The sequence below is a fragment of the Paenarthrobacter sp. NCHU4564 genome (assembly GCF_052156435.1).
Taxonomy (GTDB): domain Bacteria; phylum Actinomycetota; class Actinomycetes; order Actinomycetales; family Micrococcaceae; genus Arthrobacter.
Genome location: NZ_JBQLIS010000011.1, coordinates 115,502 through 129,571, shown reverse-complemented (window position 1 = coordinate 129,571; position 14,070 = coordinate 115,502). Strand labels below are relative to the sequence as shown.

Sequence of the window (14,070 nt, the reverse complement as noted above, 5' to 3'; positions counted from 1 at the left end):
CCCATGATCACCGTCCGCAACGTCACCAAGCGCTACGGTGGCCAGACCGTCCTGGACGATGTCAGCTGCGACATTCCGCGCGGGGGCATCACCTCCATCATTGGCCCGAACGGTGCGGGGAAGTCCACGCTGCTGTCGCTGATCAGCCGGCTCCAGCCGATGGACGCCGGAGGAGTCTCGGTGGCCGGCCTGGACGTCACGGCCACGCCCAGCAAGGAATTGGCCAGGACCATGGCCATCCTGCGGCAGGAAAACCACCTGACCATGCGCCTTACCGTGCGGGACCTGGTGGCGTTCGGGCGTTTCCCGCACAGTGGCGGCAGGCCTACGGTTGAGGACCTGGCCCACGTGGATGAGGCCATCCGGCACCTGGACCTGGAGTCCATGGCGGACAAGTTCGTGGATGAACTCTCGGGCGGGCAGCGCCAGCGGGCCTACATTGCCATGGTGCTGGCGCAGGACACGGAGTATTTGCTGCTCGACGAGCCGCTGAACAACCTGGATATGAAGCACTCCGTGGAGATGATGCGCCTGTTGCGGCGGTTGGCGGACGAGCTCGGGAAGACCATCGTCCTGGTGGTCCACGACATCAACTTCGCCTCCTGCTACTCGGATACCATCCTGGCGATGAAGGACGGCCGGATGATTCACCAAGGCGCGCCTGCGGACATCATGCACCCGGGGATGCTGCAGGATGTCTACGACATCGATATCCGGATCGAGGAGATCGACGGGAACCGCATCGGCGTGTACTTCGCCTGAACAGTGACAGAGGGTTGCGCCAAACGGGCGGTTAGGTGAGAGAGCGTCGCGCCAAAGGGGCGGTTAGGTGAGAGAGCGTCGCGCTAAAGGGGCGGTTAGGTGAGAGAGCGTCTCAAACGGCAGCAGAAAGCCCGACGCCGGCACTCAAGCTGAGTGCCGGCGTCGGGCTTTCATGGTTGGCGGCTTAGCGCGCTGCCGCGGTTTCGCGCTCGGCCATTGCCTTCCACTCCGCAACGCGGGCCTGGTGCAACGGGGACTTGCGGACCACGGCGTAGGCCACGCCGAGGACTGCAAACCAGATGGGCGTGACCAGCAAGGCAGTCAGCGTGTCCGGCTGCGTGGTCAGGGCCCACACCAGGAAGGCGAAGAAGGCGAACACCACCCAGACCATCGGGACCCCGCCGGGCATCTTGAAGGGCGACGCGGCGTGCTGCTCCGGACGACGCTTGCGGTACACAAGGTAGCTGGCCAGGATGATCGACCAGACGAACATGAAGCAGACGGCGGACACGGTGGTCACCATGTCGAACGCGGCACCAACGTCTTTGCCCGCGTACAGCAGGACGACGCCGGCCAGCAGTAGGATGCAGGACAGGAACAGGGCGTTCTGGGGTACTTTGCGGCGGGAGAGGCGGCTGAAGACCTTGGGGGCGTCGCCGTCGTTGGCCAGGCCGAACACCATGCGCGAGGTGGAGTAGATGCCGGAGTTGGCGGAGGACATGGCGGACGTGAGGACCACCAAGTTCACGACCGTCGCTGCCATGCCGAGGCCGGCCAGGGAGAACATGGCGATGAACGGGCTGTGGCCGGCCTTGAACTCGGTCCACGGGGTGACGGACATCAGGATGATGAGGGCGCCTACGTAGAAGAGCATGACGCGCAACGGGATGGCGTTGATGGCGCGGGGGAGGTTGTGCTCGGGGTTCTTGGTCTCAGCCGCGGCCGTTCCAACGAGTTCGATGCCTACAAAGGCGAAAACAGCAATCTGGAAGCCGGCTACGAAGCCCATGAATTCCTTGGGGAAGAAGCCGCCGTGGCTCCACAGGTTACTGAAGCTCGCGGTGCCGGCGTTGGACTGGAAGCCGGTGAAGATCATGACCAGGCCCACCACAATCAGCGCCACGATGGCGACGATCTTGATGAGGGCGAACCAGAACTCGGTCTCGCCGAACGCCTTGACCGTGGGGAGGTTCAGGAGCAGGAGGATGAGGATGGTGGCCAGGCCCGGGATCCACAGGGGAATGCCCGGCCAGAGCTCGTTGGCGTAGCCGGCAATGGCGATGACGTCGGCAACGCCCGTGACCACCCAGCAGAACCAGTAGGTCCAACCCGTGAAGAATCCGGCCCAGGGGCCCAGGAGGTCGCCGGCAAAGTCGCTGAATGACTTGTAGTTCAGGTTGGACAGCAGGAGCTGGCCCATGGCGCGCATGACGAAGAACAGCATGAAGCCGATGATCATGTACACGAAGATCACGGAGGGTCCGGCCACGGAGATGGTCTTGCCCGAACCCATGAACAGGCCCGTGCCGATCGCGCCGCCGATGGCCAGGAGCTGGATGTGCCGGTTGCTGAGCGAGCGTGACAGGTGGGGCTCGCTGCCCCTGCTGGAGGCATGGAGCTGCCCCTGTGTTGTCTGGTCAGACATTGATAGAACCCTTCGGAAGGCCCGTCACAAAAGTGACGACCGTTACAAATCTGGTGTCACCAAGCTATAGGGAATGCCCTCCGGTTAGCCAATCGGCCCATATGGCGAAAGCTCCCGCCGGATGGTGGGAGCTTCGCCTGCCGGTTTTCCTACGCTGTCCGCCTCCGGTACACAGCCATGGCTCCGGCGTAGGCGACGACCAGGATCCCCACGCACCAGGCCAACGCGATCCAGATGTCACCGCCCGCCGGCCGCTGTGCGAGCAGGTCCTGGATGGTGTTGACGATGGACGTGACAGGCTGGTTTTCAGCAAACCACCGCACCGGGCCTGGCATGGTTTCCGTGGGTACGAAAGCCGAGCTGATGAAGGGCAGGAAAATCAGCGGGTAGGAGAACCCGCCGGCTCCGTCCACTGACTTGGCTGAGAGCCCGGCGATAATGGCAAGCCACGTCAGGGCCAGCGTGAAGAGCGCCAGGATTCCAGCCACTGCCAGCCACTCCAGCAGGCCTGCAGAGGTGCGGAATCCCATCAGGAGCGCCACGGCCACAATGACCACCAAGGTCAGCCCGTTTGCTGCCAGGGAGGTGAGCACATGGGCCCACAGGACGGAAGAGCGCGCGATCGGCATCGACTGGAACCGTTCAAAGATTCCGCCCTGCAGGTCGGTGAACAGCCTGACCGCCGTATAGGCGATACCGGACGCGATGGCGATCAGCATGATGCCAGGCAGGAGGTAGTTGATGTAGTTGTCCGTGCCGGTACGGATCGCTCCGCCGAACACATAGACGAACAACAGCATCAGGGCGACGGGGGTGATGGCCGTGGTGATGATGGTGTCCGGGCTCCGGAAGATGTGGCGCATGGAGCGGCCGGTCAGGACTGACGTGTCCGCCAGGAAGTGGGTGCTCATGACCTGTCCTTTGCTGGTGCTGTGCTGCCCACCAATGCCAGGAAGATTTCCTCCAGCGTGGGCTGTTTTTCCACATATTCAACGGTGGCCGGCGGCAGGAGTTGTTTCAGTTCCCGGAGCGTACCGTTGGCAATGATGCGGCCCTCATGCAGGATGGCGATCCTGTCCGCGAGTTGCTCGGCTTCGTCCAGGTACTGCGTGGTGAGCAGGACCGTCGTTCCTTGTCCGGCCAGTTCCTTGACGACCTCCCACACTTCGAGCCGCGCCTCGGGGTCGAGGCCGGTGGTGGGTTCATCCAGGAAGATCACATGGGGATCGCCGATCAGGCTCATGGCGATGTCCAGCCTGCGGCGCATGCCACCGGAGTAGGTGTCTGCCCTGCGGCTGCCCGCTTCCGTGAGGCTGAAGCGGGACAGCAACTGGTCGGCAATTGCTCCGGGGTCCTTTTGGTGCCGGAGCCTGGCCAGAAGCACCAGGTTTTCCCGGCCGGTCAGCATTCCGTCCACGGCGGCGAACTGTCCGGTGAGGCTGATGGCTTCGCGGACCTGCTGCGGTTGGGCCGCCACATCAAAACCGTCGACGGCGGCCGCGCCGGCATCCGCTGTGAGCAGGGTGGAGAGAATCCTGACCATGGTGGTTTTTCCGGCGCCGTTGGAGCCGAGGAGGGCGAAGATGCTGCCCGGCGCCACGTCGAAGTCCACGCCGCGGAGAACCTGGAGGTCCTTGTACGACTTCTCGATCCCCCTCACTGCTATGGCTGGCGCGGTCATGACTCTGCCTCCTTGGTTTTTGCGTGGTCCACGGCTTCGATCAGGCGTGTGCGTTCCTTGTCGATCCAGCGCTTTCCGCCGTAGGCCTGGGCGAAAGTTTCGGCGAACCCGACCGGGTCGTCACCCACGATCCCGCTGACCGGCGTGCCGTCAACGGCTGCGCGTTCCCACAGGTCTGCGAGGTCGATGAACATCTGTACGATCGTGTCGCCTTCGGTAACCCCGCCGTAGTACGTGAGGTACCGGTTGTAGGCGTTGGCGACTGACCGGTAGGGCTCGGGGAGTGCGTCGAGCCGGGCCTTGGCCTGCTTGTACTGCTTCTTCTGTTCGAGTGATCCGGTGACCAGTTCGATCCATTTGGCTGCCATGGTTATTTCCCTTCTTTACGGAGCTGTTCCAGCCGTTCGGACAGGAAGCTCCAGGTGTTCCAGAATTCGTTTAGTTCCTTCTTGCCTTGGGTGTTGAGCGTGTACACCTTGCGGGGCGGTCCCTTTTCGGAGGGGCGCTTTTCCACATCCACCAAGCCCTTTTGCTCGATCCTGACCAGCAGGGCGTACACCGTGCCTTCGGCGATCTCGGTGAAACCCTGTGCCCGGAGCAGCGTGGTGATTTCGTAGCCGTAAGCCGGGTTTCCCGTGAGGAGGGCCAGTACGATGCCCTCCAGCGTCCCCTTGAGCATTTCGGTCATTTGCTTGCCCATCCAGGACACCTCCTTCAGTACTCAGTATTGCTAGCTACCACTACATAGTAGAACTAGGTACCGGTACTTAGCAATACTTACTTCCCACGAAAGTGCGATGCTTTGATGATGACCGCCAAACCTGCCGTGCCCCCTCTGCTGACTGCCGCCGTCGAACCTGGAACCTTCACCCTGAGGCGTGCGGCAAGAGCGGATCTGCCGCAGATTCTTCAATTACTCGCCGATGATCAACTGGGTGCGGGGCGGGAAAGTGCCGACAAGCTGGCGCCCTACGAGGCGGCTTTTGACGCGATCGACGCCGATCCGGCCCACCTTCTGGTGGTGGGTGAGTTGGGTGGCGAGGTAGTGGCGACGTGCCAGCTCAGCTTCATCCCCGGCCTCTCCCGAAAGGGTTCCTGGCGTGCCCAGATTGAGGCAGTCCGTGTGTCCAGTGGGCTGCGCGGCCACGGTGCAGGTGCGCTGATGATCCAGTGGGCCATTGACCAGGCGCGTGAGCGTGGCTGCGCGCTGGTCCAGCTCACCACGGACAAGTCCCGCGTGGGTGCCCATCGTTTCTATGAACGCCTTGGGTTTGTCGCCAGCCACGAGGGCATGAAGCTCACCCTCTAGCCCCCCCATACCCAACTGGGTCGCACTTGTGCGCGTTTTGAGCCGGCATAACGCGCACAACTGCGACCTACTTGGGTTCCGTTCGGATTGACTATTAGGTGTCCTAACTATTAGGGTACCTAAATATGAGCGAAGACCATGACAGCCTCCTCGACCTCGCCCAGGAATTCCGTGAATCCCTGCGCCTTGGCGTGTACATGTTCCGCCGGCTGGACCCGGAAGGTGAACTCACTGCCGCCCAGCTCAGCCTGCTGTCCATGATTTCCGACGGCGGGCTCCGCGTCGGTGACATCGCGCGGAACCTGGGGATCAAGGTGCCAAGCGCCACAGAGCAGATCATCAAGCTCGAACGCGCGGGCCTTGTCCGTCGCCAGGCCGACCCCGACGATTCCCGCGCCGTCCAGGTGGCTGTCACACAGGCGGGGGTGGCCGCCGTCGAATCCGCCAACCTGCGCCGGAACTCCATGGTGGCAGCCCTTCTCCAGGAGCTCAGCCGGGAGGAAAGAGAGCATCTGGCTGCTGCCCTGCCCGTCATCACCAAGCTCAACAACGCCTTCCAGAACTGAACCGCACCGTAAGGAGCCATTGAATGTCACGCCAGCTGGCTGACGCTTCAGCAAGCGCCGAAACAACACTCGAAGCCGAAAAAACCTCACTGCTCAAGCAACCCAAGGCTGTGTGGGCAACGGCCCTGGCCGCCGTCTTCGCTTTCATGGGAATCGGGCTGGTGGACCCCATCCTCCCCGCGATTGCCAAGAACCTGGAAGCCTCCACCAGCGAAGTGTCCCTGCTCTTCACCAGCTACTTCCTGGTGACCGCGGTGGCGATGCTGATCAGCGGATTCGTGTCTTCGCGCATAGGCGGCAAGCGGACCCTGCTGATCGGGCTTGCCGTCATTGTGGTGTTTGCATCCCTGTCCGGCCTGTCCGGAAGCGTTGAACAACTGGTGGGCTTCCGTGCAGGCTGGGGTCTGGGCAACGCCTTGTTCGTGGCCACGGCGCTGGCGGTGATCGTTGGCGTGGCCAGCGGAGGAACGGGAACCGCGATCATCCTCTACGAAGCCGCCCTTGGCCTGGGAATCTCACTGGGGCCGCTCCTGGGTGCGTTGCTGGGTGGTTGGCAATGGCGAGCACCGTTCTTCGGCACCGCGGTGCTCATGGCTGCGGCATTCCTGGCGCTGTTGGCCCTCCTGCCCAAGACCCCGGCGCCGGCAAAGAAATCGCGGTTCCGGGATCCCCTGCTCGCCCTGGGGCACCGGGGCCTGAGCACCACCGCCGCCAGCGCGCTCTTCTACAACTACGGCTTCTTCACCATCCTCGCCTTCACCCCGTTCATCCTGGGCATGGACGCCTACGGGATCGGGGGAGTGTTCTTCGGCTGGGGTGTTGCGGTGGCTGTGTTCTCGGTCTTCGTGGCACCGGTCCTGCAGAACCGCTTCGGTGCCGTAAAGGTCCTGAGCGGCACGCTCTTTTTGCTCCTGCTCGACTTGGTCGGGCTGGGACTGGCGGCCGGGCACTCGGTGATTGCCGTCGTCGTGCTTGTCATCGTGGCGGGGGCGCTGCTGGGGGTCAACAACACGATCTATACCGAGCTGGCCATGGGTGTTTCAGACTCGCCGCGGCCGGTGGCGTCGGCCGGCTACAACTTTGTCCGTTGGATGGGCGGTGCGCTTGCGCCGTTCGCCGCGGCCCAGCTCGGTGAGCACTTTGGCCCGCAGGTTCCGTTCTTTGCCGGGGCCGTGGCCATGGCGGTGGCGATCCTGGTGGTGTTCGGTGGGCGCAAGTACCTGACGTCGCACGAGCCCCACCTCGTATAACCCCAACTGGGTAGCAGAAGAGCGCGTTATGAGCAGTCATAACGCGCTCTTCTGCTACTTACTTGGGTTCGTTGCCCACGGGCAGCGGCGACACCGGTGCGCCCTTGGGAACGAACAGCGTTTCCGCCTGCTCCAGGGACATGCCGTTGGTTTCGGGCACCTTGAACATCACAAAGAAGAACGACGCCGCAGCGAACGTCGCGTACATGGCGTACGTCAGCGGCAGCGAACCTGCCGCCATGATGGGGAAGCTGAGCGTGATGGCAAAGTTGGCGATCCACTGGGCCGCCGCTGCCAGCCCCAAAGCGCGGGCACGGATGCGGGAGGGGAAAATCTCGCCCAGCAAGACCCACACCAGCGGCCCCCAGGACGCACCGAAGCTGATCACGAAGACGTTGGCGGCGATCAAAGCCACAGGTCCCCAACCGCCGGGAAGTGTGATGTCGGTCCCGGTGCCCGTTGCGGACGAGAACGCCACGGCCATGACGCCCAGCGAAACGGCCATGCCGATGGAGCCGGTCAGGAGGATGGGCCGGCGTCCCACCCGGTCCACCAACGCGATGGCCACCAGCGTGACCAGAATGTTGGTGATGGACGTGGCCACGGAGATCGTGAGCGAGTCCTTCTCCTGGAAACCAACGGCCTTCCACAGCGTGGTGGAGTAGTAGAAGATCACGTTGATGCCCACGAACTGCTGAAGCACGGACAGGATGATGCCGATCCACACCACGGCCTGCAGCCCGAAGGTGTTGCCACGCAGGGAGCCCTTTTTGCTGGAGAGCTGGTCCTGCTGGATGGATTCGCGGATGTCCCGGATGTGCCGCTCGGTGTCGTCCACCGGGATGATCGTGTGGAAGATTTTCCGGGCCTGGTCTTCCTTGCCGTTGAGCACCAGGAAATGCGGGGATTCGGGGAGGCGGAAAGCGATCCAGCCGTAGACGGCCGCGGGAACTGCGCAGGCGATGAACATCCAACGCCACGCCTCAATGCCCAGCCAGAGTGTGTTGGCGGCGCCGCCGGCCGAGTTGGCCAGGACGGCGTCGGACAGGAGTGCAGCGAAGATGCCGGTGGTGATTGCCAGCTGCTGCAGCGATGCCAGCCGTCCGCGGACGTGGCGCGGGGAGATCTCGGAGATGTAGGCCGGCGCGATCACGGAGGCGAGCCCGATGCCGAGTCCTCCCACCAGGCGCCAGAAGACGAGGTCCCAGACGCCGAAGGCGAGTCCCGTGCCCACGGCGCTGACCAGGAACAGCAGCGCCCCGATCTTCATGGCGGGAATGCGCCCGTAGCGATCGGCCACCTTGCCGGCGAAGTAGGCACCCAGCGCACACCCCAACAGGGCAACGGCCACGGCGAAGCCGGTGATGGCCTCACTCATCATGAACTCGTCCCTCATGGCATCCACGGCGCCATTGACCACGGACGAATCGAACCCGAACAGGAACCCGCCCACAGCTCCAGCGACGGCCAGGCCGATGACTTTCCGGGAAACTGGCGGCGCGCCTTCTTTGGTGCTGGGACTGGACATGGGTCTCCCTTGGGGCAGGTGGTGTGGGATCGCGGTGCGGGACTTCGTCGGCTGTCCGACGGGGACGCCGGTGCACTCGCGCTACACAGTGTGGCATGTCATATCAGCCAAGTTCCAGTCACAGTGATGGACATGACATGCATTTACCTTATGAACGCATGAACCTCTCGCTGAAGACTGAAAGTCCGCTGGGAGGAGGCAATGAGGCGCAAATGGTGCCTGACCGGGCCTTTGGCTCAACTTTATGAACGCAAAGCACGACGGCGGCAGGTGCCGTCCGTAGCGAGGCCGGGCTGCAGGGAAATGAAAGTACGGCGGCAGTCCATGGACCGCCGCCGTACTTTTGTGGGTCGCGGCCCTAGTGCGCCGGGACGGACTCCTTGGCTGCTGCCTTGGGGTCGGTGAGCTTCTTGTTCGGCAGGGCGAAGCTGATGAGGAACGCCACCAGCATCAATCCGGCAGCGGTGAGCATGACGACGTCGATCGCTTGGGCGAAGCCCTCGGTAATGGGCCGGGTCAAGGTGCTGTTGGCGGAGTGGAGCCAGCTGGTGTCATTCAGGGAGTCGTTGTTGGCGCCATTCTTGAAGAAATCGAAGAGCTTGGCGTTGGCGGGATCGGAAGCCACCGCCGGGTCCTGCATGACAGCCTGGTAGTCCGGATTGGAAGCGGCATCCTTCATGGCGTCGGCAATCTTGTCCGCTGCCAGGCTGAAAAGCATCGAAATGAAGACCGCCGTACCCACGGCTCCGCCCATGGACCGGAAGAAGGCAGCGGTGGATGTCCCGACGCCCATGTCCTTGGGCGGCACGGATACCTGCATGGCGAGCGTCAGCGGCTGCATGCAGAAGCCCAGCCCAACTCCGAAGAAGACAGCAATGAGCCCCGGTACCCAGAGGCCCGTGTCAACGCCCAAGGACAGCCCCATTACGACTGCTGCGCCGGCAAGGACGGCGGTTCCGAGGATCGGGAAGATCCGGTAGACACCGGAGGATGAGATGGTGCGCCCTGCCGTGATGGAACCGAAGAGGATGCCGACGGTGAAGGTGATCATCATCAGGCCTGCCTCAGTGGGGGTAAGCCCCTTGACCAACTGCAGGTACATCGGGAGCATCGCGATGGCGCCGAACATGCCGATGCCGATGATGAAGTTCAAAAGTGAGGAGAGCCCGAACGTCGCGTTCCCGAACAAACGCAGCGGGATCAGGGCGTAGTCTCCCGCCCTCTTCTCAGCCAAAAGGAAGGCCACGATCCCGATGGCACCCAACGCGTAGCAGAGCAGGGAAGCGCCTGAAGCCCAGCCCCAGACCCGGCCCTGCTCCGCCACGAGCAACAGCGGGACGATGGCCAGCGTAATGGCCGCGGCGCCCCAGTAGTCGATCTTCTGCTTGACGTGCCGTGCGGGGAGATGGAGATACATGAAGACCACCACCAGTGCCGCCAGGCCGATGGGAAGGTTGATGAAGAAGACCCAGCGCCAGCCGTCGAAGCCAAGGATGTTGGACGTGCCCGCAAAGGCTCCGCCAATCACGGGACCCAGCACGGACGAGATGCCGAAGACGGACATGAAATAGCCCTGGTACTTGGCCCGGTCCTTCAACGCCACGATGTCGCCGATGATGGTCAGGGCGAGTGCCAGCAGGCCGCCGGCGCCCAGGCCCTGCACACCACGGGCCAGCGCAAGTTCCGTCATGGAGTGCACCGAACCGGCATACAGCGAGCCGGCCAAGAAGATCACAATGGCCACGAGGTACAGCGGGCGCCGGCCGAAGATGTCGCTGAGTTTTCCGTATAACGGTGTGCTGACCGTCGACGTGATCAGGTACGCCGTGGTGGCCCATGCCTGGAGCGACAAGCCATCGAGGTCGTTGGCAATGGTGTAGATGGACGTGGACACAATGGTCTGGTCCAGCGAGGACAGGAACATGCCGAGCATGAGTCCCACCATGACGGTGAGGGTCTGACGATGGGTCAGGACCTCGCCGGCAGCCCGGACGGGCGTGGTTTTGGACATATCTTCTCCAAGGGATGGCAGATCAGGAATTAAGCAGGATAGTTGCTTTCAGTAACTATCCTAATGTCTCATTGATTCCCGGTCCGATGAAGTTTCGCTGGACAGCAGCCGCCGGATAGGTCACTTCTCCACAAGGATGCCGTCCGGGTCGCAATAGATCATGGCGCCCGGCCGGATGCGCACACCATCCAATGTCACGTCGACGTCCGTCTCACCCGCCCCGTTTTTGGCGCTTTTCCGCGGATTGCTTCCCAGGGCTTTGATGCCCAAGGGCAACTGCGCCAGAGCCTCACGGTCCCGGATGGCACCGTGGATCACCACGCCTGCCCAGCCGTTGGCGACCGCGCTGTCGGCAATCATGTCCCCCATCAAGGCTGTTCCCAACGAGCCGTCGCCGTCGACCACCAGCACGCAGCCATTGCCGGGTGTAGCAAGCGTGGACTTCACCAAGGCGTTGTCCTGGAAACAGCGGATGGTCCGGACGGGCCCGCTGAAATGGGTGCGTCCGCCCAGGTCCTGGAACTGCACCGAAATCGAGTTGAGTTCCTCTCCACGCTGGTCGTAGAGGTCGGCCGTGTTTACCTGATCGTTCATGGGATTCTCCTTCGGGGTTTGAGCCCACACTACGTTCGGATCGGTGGTGCGGCACGGCATGTCTACGCCTATGTGGATAACGCCGCCACAAAGGGCTCCACGCCTGTCTGCCGCGCTAGGCTGAATCCAAGCATCGAAAGTAGGGGGAACCTGCCATGAGTCTGTCCGATCTGCCGGGGCCGGTCCCGGATCCCCTCGTCGTTCGCGGCAGCACGGCCACGGCACTCGCCGAGCCGGTGGACCGGGTCCGCGGGCTTTGGGTGACCGGCGTCGTCCTGGTCAACCTGGGTATCAACGCAGCATTTTTTGGCCCACTCCAGGTTTTGCTGGGCCAACAGGCCGCCCACTTTGACGAAGGCGGAAAGGAAGCCATCCTGGCGTTGGTGACAGGGTGCGGAGCGGCCGTTTCCATGGTGGCGAACCCCTTGTTCGGTGCGCTGAGCGATCGTACGGTCTCCCGGTATGGCCGTCGCGTTCCCTGGGTGGTTATCGGTGCGATCCTCGGCGCGGTCGCCCTGGTGGCCCTGGCCGGTGCCCCCGATGTAGCGGTCATGACTCTGTTGTGGTGCGTGGTGCAGGCCGGAGCCAATGCCATGTACGCGGCAATTACGGCTGCCGTTCCCGATCGTGTTCCTGTTGTCCAGCGCGGGACCGTGGGTGGCCTCGCCGCCATGGGGCAAACAGTCGGCATCCTCTTGGGAGCGGTGATCGCCGCCGTTGTGGCCGGCGACTTCGCCGTGGGCTACTGGCTGTGCGCCGCGGCGCTGCTGGCCGGCGTCGTGCTGTACCTGGTCAAGAGCGACGACCAGCCGCTGCCCCAGGAAGCCCGGCCGCAGTTCCGGCTGCTGGAATTCATCAAGGGCTTTTGGGTGTCGCCAAGGCGCAACCCGGACTTCGCGTGGGCCTGGCTCACCCGCCTCCTGGTGAGCACCGGCAACCATATGGTCACGCTGTATCTGCTCTACTTCCTCAGCGACGCAGTGCACCTTGAGGAAACCGAAGGCATCAAACCCGAGTTCGGTGTGCTCATCCTGACGGGCCTGTACGCGGTTACCGTGATCATCACCAGTGTGCTCGGCGGGCGGCTGAGCGACCTGATGGGCAAACGGAAGCCCCTGGTCATAGCCTCGTCCGTCATCATCGCCGTGGCTTCCCTGATCCTGGCTTTTGCGCCCACATGGATCGGCGCCCTGTTGGGTGCAATAGTGCTGGGAATCGGCTTCGGCGCCTACCTGGCCGTCGACTTTGCGCTCATTACGCAGGTCCTTCCCACAGCGCTGGACCGCGGGAAGGACCTCGGAGTCATCAACATCGCGAATTCGCTGCCCCAGGTGATCGCACCCGGAATCGCGTTCCCGTTCGTGACGTACTGGGGCGGCTATATCTCGCTGTACGTGGCTGCTGCCGTGATCGGCCTGCTGGGTGCAGTGTTTGTGGTGAAGATCAAGAGCGTGGCATAGCCGCCTCAGAAGACGGCGGTGAAGCCGCCCCAGCCCCAGCCGACCACTGACTGGCCTTTCCAGATGTTGCCGGGCAGGCCGGTGGCCAGATAGTCAGCGCCGTTTCCGTAATACATGTTGAGGTTGCCGGCCTTATCAATAGCGAACACATCCGTTTTGTCATCACCATTGAAGTCACCGGCCGAACCAATGGGGCCAACGGCATCCCACCCGGTGCCCAATGCCCAGCCCGCGTAGCGGTCAAACCACCCATTCCGGGGTGATTCGAACGACCGAAGGAACCCATAGGGTCCCCGTGCAGCGATAACCAGGTCACTCCTGCCCTGGAAGTGGTTCGCGCTCATGAGGTTGTCGTAGCTGCCCCAATTCCACCCAACGGTGTAGGAGGCCAGCCATCCGCCCCTTCCATTGCCAGGGTAGAGAACAAGATTGCCGGAGGCGTCCCGCGCCATAACATCGTTGGTGCCATCTCCATTGAAATCCCCCGCCCCAAAAATGGCGTTGAATCCTTGCCAGCCTTGGCCAACCTGCAGTGCCTTCTTCCAGCCTCCGGAACCATTGCCCTGGTAAAGGAACAGCCGCCCTTGGGAATCGCGTGCCATCACATCGACAGTGCCGTCGTTATCGAAATCCCCCGGTGAGAACAGGTGGTTGAAGGCGTTCCACCCGGTTCCGATCACCTGCGCGGGCTGCCAGTGTCCACGTCCGTCGGTCGGATACAGCCAGAGCCGCCCGGACGTGTCACGGGCAAACATGTCCAAGGTGCTGTCACCGTTGAAACCGCGGGCACGGGGTTTTGCAGCTATGCGAAGGGATTCCCGCGCCTGAAGGGTCAGGACTGACTCTGCGTCGTACGTGACTGTGACGAAGGCCGTTACCACTGTGCCGTAATCGTCCATAGTCGCCCGGTACGTCTGACCGGTGGCTCCCCGAATGACTTGACCGTCCCTGGTCCATTGGAAGGAGAGAGCAGGGCTTCCGCCCTCAGGAACAACCGTGGGCGTGGTCCAGCTGAGATCAGCCTTCAACAATCCGCCTACGGTCGGTTCCCCGGTGAGTTCGGGCGGTGCCATGTAGATCTGGCGGAGCGGGACAGCCACCGATGGTTCAGACGCATGGACGGGCAGGCCGGCAGCGAGGAGTCCGAAGGTCAGAACGGAGGCAGCCACCAGACTGGCGAGACGACGCCAACGGTGTGGTGTGACGTTATTGAGTTTCAAGAATCCTCATAAAAAGTTGCACGAAAGCGGTTGGACCCGGGTGG

Annotated in this window: 14 protein-coding genes; 5 read left to right on the top strand and 9 right to left on the bottom strand. The window is 62.9% G+C overall.

Annotated elements, in window-relative coordinates; translation table 11 throughout:
- The first annotated feature begins 3 nt into the window (after positions 1–3).
- The gene (locus ACSVIE_RS13010; protein ID WP_442424116.1) at positions 4–762 is read left to right on the top strand and encodes an iron ABC transporter ATP-binding protein; all 759 of its coding nucleotides are present in this window, start codon (positions 4–6) and stop codon (positions 760–762) included.
- A gap of 184 nt (positions 763–946) precedes the next feature.
- Here the strand turns inward: ACSVIE_RS13010 and cycA are convergent, their stop codons facing one another.
- The 5 genes from cycA to ACSVIE_RS12985 form a co-directional block, all read right to left on the bottom strand.
- Complete coding sequence (gene cycA, locus ACSVIE_RS13005) at positions 947–2,407, bottom strand: D-serine/D-alanine/glycine transporter (RefSeq protein ID WP_442424115.1); 1,461 nt, start codon at positions 2,405–2,407, stop codon at positions 947–949.
- Positions 2,408–2,556: 149 nt separating this feature from the next.
- Positions 2,557–3,318, bottom strand: a complete 762-nt coding sequence (locus ACSVIE_RS13000) for an ABC transporter permease (protein WP_442424114.1) — start codon at positions 3,316–3,318, stop codon at positions 2,557–2,559.
- Entirely contained in the window at positions 3,315–4,088 is a 774-nt protein-coding gene (locus ACSVIE_RS12995) for an ABC transporter ATP-binding protein (protein ID WP_442424113.1), read from the bottom strand. The genes ACSVIE_RS13000 and ACSVIE_RS12995 overlap by 4 nt, the downstream gene beginning before the upstream one ends.
- Positions 4,085–4,456 (bottom strand): DUF1048 domain-containing protein, encoded by a 372-nt coding sequence (locus ACSVIE_RS12990; RefSeq protein ID WP_426004611.1) that lies wholly within the window; start codon positions 4,454–4,456, stop codon positions 4,085–4,087. The genes ACSVIE_RS12995 and ACSVIE_RS12990 overlap by 4 nt, the downstream gene beginning before the upstream one ends.
- Before the next feature lie 2 nt (positions 4,457–4,458).
- Positions 4,459–4,788 carry a PadR family transcriptional regulator gene (locus tag ACSVIE_RS12985; RefSeq protein ID WP_442424112.1) on the bottom strand — a complete coding sequence of 110 codons (330 nt, stop codon included), beginning with the start codon at positions 4,786–4,788 and terminating at the stop codon, positions 4,459–4,461.
- A gap of 105 nt (positions 4,789–4,893) precedes the next feature.
- Here ACSVIE_RS12985 and ACSVIE_RS12980 point away from each other — a divergent pair, with 105 nt between their 5' ends.
- The 3 genes from ACSVIE_RS12980 to ACSVIE_RS12970 all read left to right on the top strand — a co-directional run bounded on the left by ACSVIE_RS12980 (position 4,894) and on the right by ACSVIE_RS12970 (position 7,213).
- Positions 4,894–5,397, top strand: coding sequence for a GNAT family N-acetyltransferase (locus tag ACSVIE_RS12980; protein ID WP_442424111.1), 504 nt, complete (start codon positions 4,894–4,896; stop codon positions 5,395–5,397).
- Positions 5,398–5,522: 125 nt separating this feature from the next.
- Positions 5,523–5,963: a MarR family winged helix-turn-helix transcriptional regulator gene (locus ACSVIE_RS12975; protein ID WP_426004606.1), complete on the top strand. Its 441-nt coding sequence runs from the start codon at positions 5,523–5,525 to the stop codon at positions 5,961–5,963.
- Positions 5,964–5,986: 23 nt separating this feature from the next.
- Positions 5,987–7,213 (top strand): MFS transporter, encoded by a 1,227-nt coding sequence (locus tag ACSVIE_RS12970; protein ID WP_442424110.1) that lies wholly within the window; start codon positions 5,987–5,989, stop codon positions 7,211–7,213.
- A 58-nt stretch (positions 7,214–7,271) separates the two neighbouring features.
- Here ACSVIE_RS12970 and ACSVIE_RS12965 read toward each other — a convergent pair whose 3' ends face one another.
- From ACSVIE_RS12965 to rraA, 3 genes are all read right to left on the bottom strand, one after another.
- Complete coding sequence (locus ACSVIE_RS12965; protein ID WP_442424109.1) at positions 7,272–8,741, bottom strand: sugar porter family MFS transporter; 1,470 nt, start codon at positions 8,739–8,741, stop codon at positions 7,272–7,274.
- A 358-nt stretch (positions 8,742–9,099) separates the two neighbouring features.
- A complete protein-coding gene (locus ACSVIE_RS12960; RefSeq protein WP_442424108.1) occupies positions 9,100–10,752 on the bottom strand; it encodes an MDR family MFS transporter in 1,653 nt (550 codons plus the stop codon).
- 120 nt (positions 10,753–10,872) lie between these two features.
- Positions 10,873–11,346 carry a ribonuclease E activity regulator RraA gene (gene rraA, locus ACSVIE_RS12955; RefSeq protein WP_442424107.1) on the bottom strand — a complete coding sequence of 158 codons (474 nt, stop codon included), beginning with the start codon at positions 11,344–11,346 and terminating at the stop codon, positions 10,873–10,875.
- Positions 11,347–11,501: 155 nt separating this feature from the next.
- Between rraA and ACSVIE_RS12950 the strand changes: the two genes are divergently transcribed.
- On the top strand, positions 11,502–12,806 hold the full coding sequence (locus tag ACSVIE_RS12950; protein WP_426004600.1) for an MFS transporter: 1,305 nt from the start codon (positions 11,502–11,504) through the stop codon (positions 12,804–12,806).
- A 5-nt stretch (positions 12,807–12,811) separates the two neighbouring features.
- Here ACSVIE_RS12950 and ACSVIE_RS12945 read toward each other — a convergent pair whose 3' ends face one another.
- A complete protein-coding gene (locus ACSVIE_RS12945; RefSeq protein WP_442424106.1) occupies positions 12,812–14,026 on the bottom strand; it encodes an FG-GAP repeat domain-containing protein in 1,215 nt (404 codons plus the stop codon).
- Between the last annotated feature and the right edge of the window lie 44 nt (positions 14,027–14,070).